Genomic DNA, 14,533 nt, shown 5'->3' on the forward strand with positions numbered 1-14,533 from the left:
CCGGGGCTGAAGTGTGCCGTCCCCACGGGTGGGTGGGGGAGCGGGAAGCGCCGGGTCGCCCTCAAACGCCGGACGGGCTGAAAGATCTACCTCGGCCGGGGCTGAAGTGTGCCGTCCCCACGGGTGGGTGGGGGATGGGGATGGCGCCGGGTCGCCCTCAAACCGCCGGACCAGCTGAAACGGGGCGGAGTCCCCACGGGTGGGTGAGGGATCGGGAAGGCGCCGGGTCGCCCTCAAACCGCCGGACCAGCTGAAACGGGGCGCAGTCCCCACGGGTGGGTGAGGGATCGGGATGGCGCCGGGTCGCCCTCAAGCGCCGGACGGGCTGATGGTTGCCGGCCGAGGCTCAAGAGGCGGGGTCTCTCCGTCCTCAGTCGCCGGGCGGGCGGGGCGCCTCCGCTCGGCGGGCCCTGTGGGTGCGGGACTTGTGGAGGTTGCCGCAGTGCTCCATGGCGCACCAGCGGCGGCGGCCGGGGCGGGAGGTGTCGACGAAGAGCAGGTGGCAGTTGTCGGAGCCGCACTCGCGGATGCGGTCGGCGTGCGGGCCGGTGAAGAGGGCGACGGCGTCGCGCGCGACGGTGGAGAGGAGCTGGGTGCCGGTGGCGCCGGGGGCCCAGGCGTGTGTGCCGTCCGGCGCGATGCGGGCGACCAGGGGCGGTTCGGCCGCGGCGGCGTTGACGACGGCCAGGTCGCGGGGGCTCGGCGGGCGGCCGTGGGCGCGGGCGGCGGTCAGTAGGAACAGTCCATCGCGAACGGTTCGCGCCTGCTCCAACTCCCGCTGGGTTGTGGCCAGTTCGAGGTTCGGCGCGAGGCGGCTCCGAGCCGCCCAGTGCGCCAGGTCCGACGGCTCGTGCAGCACCTCGTAGCGGGCGAACTCGCCCGGACCGCCCGTCGTCAGCAGTTCCAGGCAGAGCGCGCCGGGGTCGAAGCGGTAGGACTTTCCGCCGTACGACACGAGGGTCAACCCCGGCGATTCCATTGCGCGGTCGCTCACGTAACCACTATAAGTGGTTACCATGACCCACGCGACCCTGCACTGGAAGCTCGTCATCGACGCCGAAGACCCGCACGCCCAGGCGGACTTCTGGGCCGCCGCCCTCGGCTACGAGGTCGAGGACAACAGCGCGCTCGTCGAAAAGCTGCTGGGCCTCGGTGCCGTACCGGCCGAGCTCACCGTGGAGTCCCACGGTCACCGGGCCTTCCGGGATCTGATCGCCGTACGGCATCCGGATGATCCGTACGAGGAGGAGAGCGGGACCGGGCTCGGGCGACGGCTGCTCTTCCAGCGCGTACCGGAGCCGAAGACCGTCAAGAACCGGCTCCATCTCGATCTGCACGCGGGAGCCGAGCGGCGTTCGGACGAGGTCGCCCGGCTGGAGGAGCTGGGGGCGGCGGTGCTGCGGCAGGTGAAGGAGCCGGGCGGCGAGTGGGTGGTGATGACGGACCCCGAGGGGAACGAGTTCTGTGTTCAGTAGAGCGTCGCACAGGGGACCTTCATCAACCCTTGCCCCGCTATGCGAACTCACCTGACCAAATAGCGCTCTTGACGGAGAGTCAGTCACAGCTTCACCATCCAGGCACCCCATTCACTGTGGAATCCCTGTGGATTCCCGCGGAATTCGGAGCCCCCCACATGAAGCTCTCCGCTACCGGGCGTGCCAGTGCCGCTGCTGTCGTCGCCGTGGTCACGCTTCTCACCACCGGCTCGATAGCCGGCGCGGCGCCCGCACGTGTGGCCGCCGCGCCTGATCTCCCCGTGGCCAACATCAAGGCCCATCTCGCACAGCTCCAGTCCATCGCGACCGCCAACGGCGGCAACCGCGCGCACGGCCGCACCGGATACAAGGCCTCACTCGACTATGTGAAGGCCAAGCTGGACGCCGCCGGATTCACCACGACCGTCCAGCAGTTCACGTCCGGTGGCCGTACCGGGTACAACCTGATCGCCGACTGGCCCGGCGGTGACACGGGTCGGGTCGTCATGGCAGGCTCGCACCTCGACAGCGTGACGGCGGGGCCCGGCATCAACGACAACGGGTCGGGTTCGGCGGCCGTGCTGGAAACCGCGCTCGCCGTCTCGCGGGCGCGGTACCAGCCCACGAAGCACCTGCGGTTCGCCTGGTGGGGCGCCGAGGAGCTGGGCATGGTCGGCTCGCGCTACTACGTCAACAGCCTTGCCACCGCCGACCGGCAGCGGATCAGCGGCTATCTGAACTTCGACATGATCGGCTCGCCGAACCCGGGGTACTTCGTCTACGACGACGACCCCGCCATCGAGAAGACCTTCCAGACCTACTTCGCCGGGATCGGTGTGGCGACGGAGATCGAGACCGAGGGCGACGGCCGCTCCGACCACGCGCCGTTCGACAGTGCGGGCATCCCGGTCGGCGGTCTGTTCAGCGGCGCGGACTACATCAAGACCGCGGCCCAGGCCGCCAAGTGGGGCGGCACGGCCGGCCTGGCCTTCGACCGCTGCTACCACGCGTCCTGCGACACTGCGTCGAACATCAACGACACGGCTCTGGACCGGAACGGGGACGCGCTGGCTTACGCGGTGTGGGAGTTGTCCTTCTGACTCCCCCGCAGTTCGCCCGTAGCCCCCCGTAGTTCCTCGTAGTTCCCCTGTTCTGGTGGGTGCAGGGCTAGTCGGACCGGCCGCGGGCGCGTTCGGTCAGGCGGCCCATGCGGGTGCGGGTCTTCTCGAGTTGCTCGATGTCGTCGGCGGCCGGGCCGCCGTCGGCCGTGAGTTCGGTCCACACGCCGATCAGGTCGCGTCCGAGGTCCAGACCCTGCGCGGGGTCGCGGACGGCGCGCCAGGCGGTGGCCGCGCTCTGTACGTTCCCGTACGCGGCGTCCGCGTCCCGGTGCCTTCTGTGCACCCTGGCCAGTTCGAGCGAGAGCTGGAAGGACCGGGGCGCGTCGCCGCCCAAGTAGGCGATGTACGCGGTCAGTTCGCGCACCCGCAGCGCCTCCGGGTGTTCCGGGCCCAGCGTCTGCGCGGCCTCCGCGACGGCGCGCTCGGCAAGGCCCGTGGCCTCGTCGATCCTGCCCTCCTGCACGGCCTCGTTGATCCGCGTCAGGCGTTCCGACAGGAAGGCCGCCTCGCCCGCGCCTTCCGGCACCGGCGCCAGTACCGCTTCGGCGACGGCATCGAAGCCCCGCACGGGAACGGGCTTCGGCTCCGGTTCGGGGGCCGGTTCCAGATCCAGGTTCAGCGCGATCGGGGACCTGGCGGCCTTCCGCGCGGGGGTCAGGTCGGGCGGCGGGCCGAACTCGCCCGTCGGGGGTCCGGCGACCCCGGTCGGCGTATGCCCCGTCGGCTCCGGCAGCGTCCGCAGCGCGAAAGCCGAGGGAGGGAGGACGCTCGGCGCGGGGTCGGTGGGCGCCGGAGGCCATACCGGGTCGGCCGGCGGGGCCGGGGGCACCGGGGGCGTCCCGCCCGGCGGCACGGACGGAACCGGCGGCGGTGGCGGCGGTGACTGCAGCGGGGGCGGTGGCGGTGGCATCGGGGGCTGTCGCACCTGCCCGCCCTCGTCGCCACGGACGGGCTCCGGCGCGTGCGAGTGCGGTTGCGGGTCGGAGTACGACTGGGGCTCCGGGTCCGAGTACGGCTGCGACTGCGGGTCCGAGTACGGCTGCGGCTGTGGGTGCGGCTGGAATCGGCGCGGCTCCCCCATGTACGAGCTCGACCCGTCCACGTACACCTGAATCGGTACGACGAAGCCGGTGCGTTCGTCGTGGATCGCGGCGCGTACGGGCCGGCCGGTGGTGAGGGCCAGGCGGTGGAGGTGGTCGAGGACGGCGGCCTGGACGGTCTGGCCGGGGGCGGCGTAGACCGGCACGCCGCCGACCGTGGCCCCGTCGCCGGCCGCGGCGCCCCCCGCGGAGGCGGGCACCCGCACCTCCACCGGCGTCACCGCGGGGTCCGGATACTCCCCGGAATCGGCACCCTCCTCAGCGCGCCGCCGCTTGAGTTCCCGCTTCTGTTCGCGGCTGAGTCGAGACATCGTGCCCTCACTCGGGGTGATCGGGGGAGGAAGGGGGGACAGGGAGGTCGGCGCCGAGAAGGATGTCCGCGCGTGTGCCCACCGGTCCACCCTGGTCCCGCGGACCACAGTGCGTCAACGCCGACGGTCGCGGGCGGGGACGGCCCCGGTGCCGATCGCCCTCGTACCCATCCTCGCCTCCCGCTCCACTCCGGCCCTGGCCGGGGGTCCGCAAGGGGAACCCACTGGACGAATAGATGCGTGCGCATATATTGTCCACGCATGTAGTCGCGGCAGCCGCCGTTCGCGCACGCACCCTAGGGGGACCCATGAGCCGCCATTTCCTGTTCCTGCTCGGCAGCAGCCGCGCCGACGGCAACACCGAGCTGCTGGCCCGCGAGGCCGCCGACCAGCTCCCCGCGGAGGCCGGGCAACGGTGGCTCAGCCTCGCCGAGCATCCGCTGCCGGACTTCGCGGACCTGCGGCACGACAGTGACCACGTACGCCCGACCGAGGGCAGCACGGGCCTGCTCCTCGACGCGACGCTCGCCGCGACGGACATCGTCATCGCCTCGCCGCTGTACTGGTACTCGGTCTCCGCGACCACCAAGCGCTACCTCGACTACTGGTCGGGCTGGCTGCGCACCCCCGGCGTCGACTTCAAGGCCACGATGGCGGGGCGCACCCTCTGGGGTGTCACCGCGCTGGCGCACGAGGAGCAGGAGGTCGCCGACCCGCTGATCGGCACCCTCAACCACTCGGCCGCGTACATGGGCATGCGCTTCGGCGGAGTCCTGCTGGGCAACGGCAGCAAGCCCGGTGACGTACTCGACGACAGCGAGGCCCTGGCCCGCGCGAAGACGTTCTTCGCGCAGGACCCGCCCCTCGCCCGTTTCCCCTACGACAACTGAGCCGCCAAGGCCAGGTCTCAGGCCGTGATGTCCTTCGTCGTGAACCGCGCCCAGGCCGCCGATCCGAACACCGCCGCGTACAGGGCTTGCAGGCCGAGGTTGTGGACCAGGTCGTCCCAGTACACCGGGTCGCGCATGAGGTCGGCGAAGGACAGCCAGTAGTGGGAGAAGAAGTACGGCTGGAGCGCGTGGAGTTGGGGGATCTGGTCGAGGATCTGGATGGTGATGAGGAGGCCGACGGTCGTCGCCATCGCGGCGATGCCGCTGCCCGTCAGCGTCGAGATGAACAGGCCGAGCGCCGCGACACCGATCAGTGAGGCGGCGACGACCAGGGCGATCAGCAGGGCCCTGCCGAGTCCCTCCGCGAAGCTGATCCGGGTTCCGGAGATCGTCGTCAGCTCGCCCAGGGGGAACAGCAGCGCCCCCGTCGCGAGCGCCGAGGCCGCCACGACGAGGGTCGCGACCAGGCAGAACGTCATGGTGGTCGCGTACTTGGTGAGGAGGAGGCGGGTGCGGCCGGCGGGTGCGACCAGGAGGTAGCGCAGGGTTCCCGCGTTCGCCTCGCCCGCGATCGCGTCGCCCGCGATGACGCCGATCGCCATCGGCAGGAAGAAGGGGAGCGTCGCGGCCAGCGCCGTGAACACCAGGAACAGGCCGTTGTTGGTGATCTGCGAGATGAACGCCGGCCCTTCGCCACCGCCGCCGCCCGGGCCGCCCCCGGACGCGTCGCTCGTCTCGATCTTGATGGCGATACCGATGAGGACCGGCACCGCCGCGAGTACGCCGAGCAGCGCGATGGTCCGCCACCTGCGGAAGGTGGTGACCAGCTCGCTGCGGAACAGCCCGAACGTCCACAGTGGACTGGGGGAACGCACACTCACTGCTTCAGCCTGGGACATGACCTCAGCCCGCGACATCGAAGCCCTCCCCCGTCAGCGCCACGAACGCGTCCTCCAGCGAGGCCCGTTCGACCCCGAAACCGCGGACCCGGACGCCCGCCGTGACCAACGCGGCGTTCAGCTCGGCGAGTTCGCGCTCCGGAGGCTCGGCGGTCACCCCGGTGTCCGTCACGACGAGATCCCCGACTCCCTGTTCCTTCAGTACGCGCGCCGCGTCCGCCGGATCGGGAGTCGTCACGACGAGACGCCCGCGCGCGCCCGCCGCGAGATCGGCCACCGCGCCCTGGGTGATGAGCCGGCCCTGCGCCATCACGGCCGCGTGTGTGCACACCTGCTCGATCTCGTCGAGCAGGTGTGAGGAGAGGAAGACGGTCGTGCCGTCCGAGGCCAACTCCCTTACCAGGGAACGGATTTCACGCATGCCCTGCGGGTCGAGGCCGTTGGTCGGCTCGTCCAGGACGAGCAGGCGGCGGGGCTGGAGCAGCGCCGCCGCGAGCCCGAGCCGCTGCTTCATGCCGAGTGAGTAAGCCTTCGCCTTCTTGCCCGCGGCGGCGGCGAGCCCGACGCGGTCGAGGGCGGCGGCGACGCGCGTGCGCCGGGTGCGCGGGTCGGCGGTCGGGTCGGCGGCGTCGTACCGGAGGAGGTTGTCGCGGCCGGAGAGGAAGCCGTACAGCGCGGGACCCTCGATGAGGGCGCCCACCTGCGGGAGCACGGCGCGGGTGGCCCGGGGCATGGGCTGCCCCAGGACACGCGCCGTGCCCGAGGTCGGCTGGATCAGGCCCATCAGCATGCGGATGGTGGTGGTCTTGCCCGAGCCGTTCGGCCCGAGGAAGCCGAAGACGCTGCCCGCCGGGACGGTCAGGTCCAGGCCGTCGACGGCGAGCTGTCCGCCGCGGAAGCGCTTGGTGAGCGCGCGGGTGACGATCACGGTGTCCTCAGCCGAGTTCACCTCAACCGTTGTCGCCCTTACCGCGCTCACCGCCCCTCCCGTGTCGCCCACCGGGTCGGGCTCCGCGGCGGACAGCTCCTCCATGGACTCCTCAATTCGTCCTGTGCTCCGGCCTGTCCATACGAGGACTACTGGGCCGCGTTGGCCGCCTTGACCAGTGCGTCCTTGGTGACGGCACCGGCGTACACCTTGCCGTCGTCCGTGATCAGCGCGTTGACCAGGCGGGTCGAGAAGACCGTGCCCGAGCCGAACTTGCCGGTGACCTGGTCGCCGAGGGAGTTCAGGAACCCGTCGACGTCGCTGTTGCCGGAGGAGCCGGTCGGTACGCCCTCGCCACCGGTGTCGAACTCGGCGATGGCGTTCCAGCCCTCGCCGATGGTCTTGAGTCCTTCGAGCCCCTTGTCCAGGTCCTCGCCGGACTTCGGGGAGGACCCCGGGGAGGACTCCGGCGCCTTGACGTCGTCGCCCTCGGTGACCTTCGCACCCTTGGGCGGGGTGAAGTCGAAGGTCGACGCGGCCGGCTTGGAGAAGTCGACCTTGGTGAAGCCCGCGTCCACGACGGCCGCGCCGCCGCTTGCCGGGGTGAGCGTGAACTTCAGCGGCAGCCCCGTCTCGGAGTCGACGGCGATGGTGATCGCGCCGACCGTGGAACCGGACTGCTTCGGCTTGATGAGCAGCTTGTAGGCGTCACGGCCCGCGACCTGCGCGGTGCCGTCGACGGTCACGGAGGTGGTGTCGTCGACGGCCTTCAGGGCCTCGTCGGCGAGCTCCTGGGGAGTGGTCGGGACCTCCTCCGCCCGGTCCTTGTCCGTGCCGGACTTGGACGCGGTCGAGTGGTAGACCTCGTTCGACTTGCTGTCGTAGCCCCACAGGTCCGTGCCGTTGTGGATGACGCTGTACTCGGAAGCGCTGTCCAGGAGGGAGACCTTGGCCTTGTCCGGGCCGTCGGCCGCGACGCGCAGCGTGTGCGTGCCGGTGGCCAGCTCCAGGAGCTTGGAAGACGGATCGGCGGACGAACCGCCACTGTCACCGCCCTGTACGGCCCCGGAGGCGAAGCTGCTCTCCAGGCCACCGAGGTCGGGAAGCCCCAGGTCGGTGCTGATCTTGACGGTGCCGGACAGCTGCTCCACGTCCGACTTGGCGATCTTCTCGATGAGCTGCTGGGCGCTGATCTTGGGCAGATCGGGGTCACCGGAGTCGGCGAGCGCCGGGACCAGCCCGATGGTCGCCGCAGCCACTCCCATCACCGCGACCGGGACGACGTAACGCGCCGCCTTCCGCCGGCCGGCGCGCACGTCATCGGCCTCGTCGGCGTTCGTGCTGTGGTCGGATTCGTACGGTGCCATGTGTGCCTTACCTCCGTCGTCGGCGGCGGCTCGTCGTACTGCACTGGTCCACTCTCAGCCGCCATTCTCACCCGAACCGGTGAGGAGTGGTGTTCACCATCTGACCAAATCGGCGGCAGAGATGCGTCAGACCCCGGACTCAACTCCACGTACTCCTGGGGTATGACGTAACGCGGTGGTGCCTCCCGCAACCCGTAGGGGTCGGAAAGGCTCCTACGGGTTGCGTGCGGATTTCCTACCCCGGTTCGGGTCACCCCGCGCGATGCACCACCGCGTCGCACAGCTCCACCAGCGCCGCCTTCGCGTCGCACTCCGGCAGGGGGGCCAGTGCGGCCCGCGCGTCCTCCGCGTACTGCACGGTGTCCCGCCGGGCCTGCTCAAGGGCCGGGTGCGCGCGCAGCCGGGCGAGCGCCTCGGCGTGCCGGGCGTCGTCGGTCATGTCGGAGTCCAGGAGCTCGCTGAGGGCGATGTCCTCGGGGAGACCGAGCCGGGCCACCCGCTCCCGCAGTCGCAGCACCGGCATCGTGGGGATCCCCTCACGGAGATCCGTGCCCGGCGTCTTGCCCGACTCGTGCGAGTCGGACGCGATGTCCAGTACGTCGTCCGCGAGCTGGAAGGCGACGCCCAGCCGCTCCCCGTACTGCGTCAGCACATCCACGACCGTCTCCTCGGCCCCCGACATCATCGCGCCGAACCGGCACGCGACCGCGACCAGGGAACCGGTCTTGCCGCTGAGCACATCGAGATAGTGGTCGACCGGGTCACGGCCGTCGCGCGGACCCGCGGTCTCCAGGATCTGTCCGGTGACGAGCCGTTCGAACGCCTCGGCCTGGATGCGGACGGCGTCGGGACCGAGGTCCGCCAGGATGTAGGAGGCGCGCGCGAAGAGGAAGTCGCCGGTGAGGACGGCCACCGAGTTGCCCCAGCGGGTGTTGGCGCTCGGCACTCCGCGCCGTACGTCCGCCTCGTCCATCACGTCGTCGTGGTACAGCGTGGCGAGATGCGTCAGCTCGACGACCACGGCCGAGGGCACGACACCCGGCGCGTAGGGATCTCCGAACTGCGCGGCGAGCGTCACGAGCAGTGGCCGGAAACGTTTGCCGCCGGCCCGCACCAGGTGCTGGGCGGCCTCCGTGATGAACGGAACCTCGCTCTTGGTGGCTTCGAGCAAACCCTCCTCGACAGCCGCCAATCCGGCCTGGACATCGGCTTCGAGAGCCTGGTCCCGCACGCTCAGCCCGAACGGCCCGACGACGGTCACGAGAGGTTCTCCTGTCTGCTGACGATCACATGGCGAACTCGGTCGATCATTCGGTCGGTGACGCGGTTTGTCGATGTGTCGCTGCCATCACTCAAGTCAGCGTATCCGGTCACGTTTCGATCACCACGAGCGCCCACCGTCCCCATCGCCGACTTCCCTCACGACTTCCCCCGGGCGGGACGGACAGTCCACGGCGCCAGAGAAACGGAACCTCCACCCGAACGGGAGGCGACTCCACGTCCGGCGGTGCGACATCACGAGCGGTATGTTCTTGATCAATTAATACGACCCGATATCCGCCTTCTTGCCACACTTCCCCTGGCCCGTCAGCGCCTCGTAAGGAGACCGGCCGCCGTGTCCCACAGCACCGTCGAATCCGAGCCAGGCAGCGAGCCGCCGCCTCCTCCCGGAGACGACCACGCCTTCTTCGGCCAGCCCCGGGGCCTGCTCACCCTCTCCGGCCTGGAGGTCTGGGAACGCTTCTCGTTCCTCGGCATGCAGGCGATCCTCGTCCTCTACTTCGCCGACACCGTCGCCCACGGCGGCCTGGGCATGGCCTCGGGCACGGCCGCCTCCGTGTCGGCCGCGTACGGAACGCTCGTCTATCTGGTCTCGGTCGCCGGTGGCTGGCTCGCCGACCGCATGCTCGGCTCATACCGCGCGGTCCTGTGGGGCGGCATCCTGATCGCCTGCGGCCACTACTCCATGGCCGTCCCGACGGCCACCATGACCTGGGTCGGCCTCGGCCTGATCAGCGCGGGCACCGGCCTGCTCAAACCCAACGTCGCCACCATGGTCGGCAAGCTCTACCGCACCGAGGACGACCGTCGTGACGCCGGGTTCGCCCTCTACTACATGTCGATCAACATCGGCGCCTTCGCGGGCCCGCTCGTCACCGCCTGGCTCGGCGACCACCGGGGCTGGCACTGGGGTTTCTCGGCCGCGGCGGTCGGCATGACGTTCGGCCTGATCCAGTACGTCGCCGGCCGCCGTCACCTGGCCGGACGCAGGCACGCGGCGGAATTCGCCCTCGCACCCGAGGCGATGCGCCGCACAGTCCGGCTGATCGTGCTCGGCCTCCTCGCGGCGGCCGTCCTCGCGACCTTCCTCGCCCTGGCCGGCTATCTGACGATGGACCGCTTCGTCGACCTGCTCACGCTCATCTCGGTGGTCGCGCCGGTCGTCTACCTCGCGGTGATGTTCAGGAGCCCCCGTGTGACGGACGCGGAACGCGGCCGGCTCCGCCCGTACATCGTCCTCTTCCTCGCCTCTACCGTCTTCAACTTCATCCTCTTCCAGGCGTACTCGACGATGATGCTGCTCGCCGCCTCGAACGCCGAGAGCAGGATCCTCGGTTACGACTTCCCGGCCGGCTGGTACGCCTCCGCGCTCGGCGCCTTCGAGGTCGCCCTCGCGCCCGTGGTCGCCGCGCTGTGGGTCCGGATGGGCCGCAACCAGCCGCACGCCTCCAACAAGATCGCGATCGGGGTCGTACTCGGCGGGCTGTCCTTCCTCCTGATCGTGCTGCCGACGAGCGGCCACAGCAGCGACGACTACCTGATGTCGGCCTGGTGGATCGTCGGCTCCTACCTGCTGCTCGGCCTCGGCGACATCCTCCTGGAGACGTCAGGCATGTCCGCCACCACCAAGCTCGCCCCCGTCGCCTTCTCCAGCCAGACGATGTCCCTCTGGTTCCTGTCCCTCGCGCTCGCCAACGGCATCCAGGCGCAGACCGTGAAGCTCTACGACGACGTCTCCAAGCCCGCCTACTTCGGCGTGAACGGCGCGATCGCGGTGGCCGCGGGCCTCGCCGTGATGGCACTCGCCCCCTGGCTGCGCCGCACGATGCACCCCGTCCACTGAGGTGATCCCATGAGCACGCACATCCGTACGTCCTTCCCCTACCGGTCCGCTCACGAGGACGTCCTCATCCCCCTCCCGGACGGCACGCGGCTGTACGCCCGCATCTGGCGCCCCGTGACCGACAAGCCCGTACCGACGCTCCTCGAATACCTCCCCTACCGCCTCACGGACTGGACCGCGCCGCGCGACTGGCAACGCCATCCCTGGTACGCCGGCCACGGCTACGCCTCCGTCCGCGTGGACGTCCGCGGCCACGGCAACTCGGAGGGCATGCCGACGGACGAGTACTCGGAGGTGGAGCTCGCCGACGGGGTGGAGGTGGTCAACTGGCTCGCGTCCCAGCCCTGGTGCTCGGGCAGGGTCGGCATGTTCGGGATCTCCTGGGGCGGCTTCAACTCACTCCAGATCGCGGCCCTCGCGCCCGAGCCGCTCAAGGCGGTCGTCACGGTCTGCTCCACGGACGACCGCTACGACAACGACGTGCACTACATGGGCGGTTCCGTCCTCGCCGTCGACATGCACGCCTGGGCGGCCACGATGCTCGCCTTCGTCGCCCGCCCGCCGGACCCGGTGCACGTCGGCGAGGTGATGTGGCACGACCTGTGGGTGAAACGCCTTGAGGCGGTGGAGCCGTACCTCCACCCCTGGCTGTCGCACCAGACCCGGGACGCGTACTGGAAGCACGGCAGCGTCTGCGAGGACTACGGCGCGATCCGGGCCGCCGTCCTGGCGGTCGGCGGCTGGCACGACCCGTACCGGGACACGGTGTTGCGCCTGGTCGAGAACCTTCCACCGGATCGCGTACGAGGTCTGATCGGCCCCTGGTCGCACCAGTACCCCGACCGGGGCCTGCCGCCCGGCCCCGCGATCGGCTTCCTCCAGGAGACACTGCGCTGGTGGGACCACTGGCTGCGCGACGGTGACACCGGGGTGATGGCGGAGCCGCTCCTGCGCTCGTACGTCATGGACTCGCACCGTCCGGCCACGGTGTACGCCGAGTTGCCCGGCCGCTGGGTGGGCGACGAAGCCTGGCCTTCCCCCTCCGTGACACCGGTCTCGTACGGCCTCCGAGGCGCACCGGTGCTGGTGCGCTCGCCGCAGCACACGGGCGTCGACGCGGGCCGCTTCTTCCCCTTCGGCAATGACGCGGATCTGCCGCCGGACCAGCGGGAGGAGGACGGGCGCTCCGCGTGCTTCGAGTTCGAAGTCCCGCAGGAGACATGGGTGTTGGGCCGTCCGAAGGTTCGGTTGCGGCTGACGTCGGAGGCCGCGCGCGGCCAGGTGATCGCCCGGCTCTGCGACGTGGCGCCCGACGGTTCCTCCACACTCGTCACCCGAGGCGTACTGAATCTGTCGGCGCGCCATGGCCGTGACCAGGCGGTTCCCTGGACACCGGGCTCCACGGAGGACGTGGTTCTCGACCTGAACGGCATCGGTTACGCGTTCCCGCCCGGTCATCGGATCCGCCTCGCGGTCTCCTCCGCGTACTGGCCCTGGATCTGGCCCCAGCCGGGCTCGGAGGCCGGCTTCACCCTGGACCCGGCGGGCAGCGTCCTCGAACTCCCGGTACGGGCAAGGCAGTCGGCGTTCCCGATCGCCTTCGAGGAGCCGGAGCAGTCCGAACCCCTGGGCGTGGTGTTGCCGGCGACCCTGGACGAACCCCGCCCCGAACGCCTTGTCGTGCGCGACGTGGCCAAGGGCGAGTGGCGCCTCGAGGTCGACCCCCGCTACGGCGGCACCCGTGTCTATCCCGACGGCCTCGAATTCACGGAGGACGCACAGGAGACGTACACGATCGACGAGTCGGATCCGCTGTCGGCCCGCGCCCGCTCGACGTGGTCGATCCGGCTGCACCGCCCGGACCTGCCGTGGGACGCGCGGGTCTCGACGAGGTCCGAAATCTCCTGCGACGCCGATGACTTCATCACCTCGAACGAGGTGATCTGCCGGGACGGGGACGAGGTGGTCTTCCACCGGACGTGGGAGAAGAGGATCCCGCGGACGGCGGGGTAGGACCCGGCCGGCGGCGGGGTGGAGCCGAGCTGATGGATGCCCGTATTGCACCCGGATTGCCTGCGGTGCCGCTTTGTTCATGCTTGGTCGCGTGAAATGGGTCACGTCCGGGCAAGATCGACTTCTCGGTCCGCCTCACAATGCCGCGCAATTGCCCATTCGCAAAAGGTAAGTTGAGTTTCATATTCCGGGCACAATCGGGCGATTCCCCCTGTTGTGCGCGCAGGCGAAAGCGATCTACGGCGTCAAATCGGGCCTTGTTCCGGACATGTGCTCTCGCATACGTTCACGTCGATCCAGGCGGAACGCCGAATCCTGCCGCCGCCCGGAACCCAGCCATCCACACGCTCACGGCAGGAGCGGGGGACCCAGGTAAGCCGCCGATCCGCGTACCGGAACGGCTAGGGGTGAAGCCGCACCCACCCATGCGGCCGGGCAGCTCCCGCCCGAACCCGACAGCTCACCTCGCAGGCGCCGGAGAGGAATTCGTCATGCCCGCACGAGGCAAACACCGCCGCCCCAGGACCAGCCACCTCACCCGCGGCATGGTCGCCGCCGGAACGGGCGGAGCCGCGCTCGCACTCCCCCTGGTGAGCGCGACCGGCGCGCACGCCGCCACCGCGACCAGTGTTCCGGCTCAGGCAACCGCCGCGACGAAGGCCGCTCCGGCCGCCGTCCCCGACGTCAAGCTCGTCACGTACAAGGTCGTCGCGGGCGACACCCTGTCCAAGATCGCGCGGGAACAGACGAAGGACGCCGGCTGGCAGGCGCTCTACAAGGCCAACGCCGCGGTCATCGGCTCCGACCCGGCGCTGCTCCGCCCGGGCACCACCCTGACCGTGGGCACGAAGTCCGGGGCGTCGACCGCCTCGACCGCCACCTCGACCACGAAGTCCGCGGCGGCCCCCGCGACCTACAGCAACGATCTCGACGGCTGGATCAAGGAATCCCTGGCCGTCATGGCCAAGGCCGGGATCCCGGGCACCTACGACGGCATCTACCGCAACATCATCCGCGAGTCCGCGGGCAACCCCACCGCCATCAACAACTGGGACTCCAACGCCGCCGCCGGCACCCCCTCCAAGGGTCTTCTCCAGGTCATCGACCCGACCTTCGCCGCCTACCACGTGGCCGGCACCTCGATGGACCCCTACGACCCCGTCGCGAACATCACGGCGGCCTGCAACTACGCCGCGGACAAGTACGGCTCGATCGACAACGTCAACGGGGCCTACTGACGCGGCAGTTCAGACGTATGGCTGTCGGGTGCGTCCGCCCCGGGCGAGCGGGTGCCCGGGGCGGACG

Annotated in this window: 12 protein-coding genes and 1 riboswitch; of the genes, 6 read left to right on the forward strand and 6 right to left on the reverse strand. The window is 70.3% G+C overall.

What is annotated here, in order from left to right:
* Positions 1-370: 370 nt before the first annotated feature.
* Positions 371-979, reverse strand: coding sequence for a CGNR zinc finger domain-containing protein (locus ACFVKT_RS29965; RefSeq protein ID WP_385737346.1), 609 nt, complete (start codon positions 977-979; stop codon positions 371-373).
* A gap of 37 nt (positions 980-1,016) precedes the next feature.
* Between ACFVKT_RS29965 and ACFVKT_RS29970 the strand changes: the two genes are divergently transcribed.
* Both ACFVKT_RS29970 and ACFVKT_RS29975 read left to right on the forward strand, forming a co-directional pair.
* Positions 1,017-1,475, forward strand: a complete 459-nt coding sequence (locus ACFVKT_RS29970) for a VOC family protein (RefSeq protein WP_385737298.1) — start codon at positions 1,017-1,019, stop codon at positions 1,473-1,475.
* Between the two features lie 158 nt (positions 1,476-1,633).
* Positions 1,634-2,575: a M28 family metallopeptidase gene (locus tag ACFVKT_RS29975; protein WP_385737300.1), complete on the forward strand. Its 942-nt coding sequence runs from the start codon at positions 1,634-1,636 to the stop codon at positions 2,573-2,575.
* 67 nt (positions 2,576-2,642) lie between these two features.
* On the opposite strand, the gene ACFVKT_RS29980 is transcribed toward ACFVKT_RS29975, so the two are convergent.
* Complete coding sequence (locus ACFVKT_RS29980; protein WP_385737302.1) at positions 2,643-4,007, reverse strand: tetratricopeptide repeat protein; 1,365 nt, start codon at positions 4,005-4,007, stop codon at positions 2,643-2,645.
* Between the two features lie 308 nt (positions 4,008-4,315).
* Here ACFVKT_RS29980 and ACFVKT_RS29985 point away from each other — a divergent pair, with 308 nt between their 5' ends.
* Entirely contained in the window at positions 4,316-4,897 is a 582-nt protein-coding gene (locus ACFVKT_RS29985) for a flavodoxin family protein (RefSeq protein WP_385737304.1), read from the forward strand.
* A 17-nt stretch (positions 4,898-4,914) separates the two neighbouring features.
* On the opposite strand, the gene ACFVKT_RS29990 is transcribed toward ACFVKT_RS29985, so the two are convergent.
* From ACFVKT_RS29990 to ACFVKT_RS30005, 4 genes are all read right to left on the reverse strand, one after another.
* A complete protein-coding gene (locus ACFVKT_RS29990; protein ID WP_385737306.1) occupies positions 4,915-5,796 on the reverse strand; it encodes an ABC transporter permease in 882 nt (293 codons plus the stop codon).
* 4 nt (positions 5,797-5,800) lie between these two features.
* The gene (locus ACFVKT_RS29995) at positions 5,801-6,829 is read right to left on the reverse strand and encodes an ABC transporter ATP-binding protein (RefSeq protein WP_385737308.1); all 1,029 of its coding nucleotides are present in this window, start codon (positions 6,827-6,829) and stop codon (positions 5,801-5,803) included.
* Positions 6,830-6,873: 44 nt separating this feature from the next.
* The gene (locus tag ACFVKT_RS30000; RefSeq protein WP_385737310.1) at positions 6,874-8,091 is read right to left on the reverse strand and encodes an outer membrane lipoprotein carrier protein LolA; all 1,218 of its coding nucleotides are present in this window, start codon (positions 8,089-8,091) and stop codon (positions 6,874-6,876) included.
* 250 nt (positions 8,092-8,341) lie between these two features.
* Positions 8,342-9,352, reverse strand: coding sequence for a polyprenyl synthetase family protein (locus ACFVKT_RS30005; protein WP_385737312.1), 1,011 nt, complete (start codon positions 9,350-9,352; stop codon positions 8,342-8,344).
* Between the two features lie 354 nt (positions 9,353-9,706).
* Here ACFVKT_RS30005 and ACFVKT_RS30010 point away from each other — a divergent pair, with 354 nt between their 5' ends.
* The 3 genes from ACFVKT_RS30010 (at position 9,707) to ACFVKT_RS30020 (ending at position 14,466) form a co-directional block, all read left to right on the forward strand.
* Positions 9,707-11,215: a peptide MFS transporter gene (locus tag ACFVKT_RS30010; protein WP_385737314.1), complete on the forward strand. Its 1,509-nt coding sequence runs from the start codon at positions 9,707-9,709 to the stop codon at positions 11,213-11,215.
* Positions 11,216-11,224: 9 nt separating this feature from the next.
* Positions 11,225-13,228, forward strand: a complete 2,004-nt coding sequence (locus tag ACFVKT_RS30015) for a CocE/NonD family hydrolase (RefSeq protein ID WP_385737315.1) — start codon at positions 11,225-11,227, stop codon at positions 13,226-13,228.
* Positions 13,229-13,563: 335 nt separating this feature from the next.
* Positions 13,564-13,715, forward strand: a riboswitch (cyclic di-AMP (ydaO/yuaA leader).
* 4 nt (positions 13,716-13,719) lie between these two features.
* Positions 13,720-14,466, forward strand: a complete 747-nt coding sequence (locus ACFVKT_RS30020) for a transglycosylase SLT domain-containing protein (RefSeq protein WP_385737317.1) — start codon at positions 13,720-13,722, stop codon at positions 14,464-14,466.
* Positions 14,467-14,533: the final 67 nt, after the last annotated feature.

Source organism: Streptomyces sp. NPDC127595 (genome assembly GCF_042671685.1).
Lineage (GTDB): Bacteria > Actinomycetota > Actinomycetes > Streptomycetales > Streptomycetaceae > Streptomyces.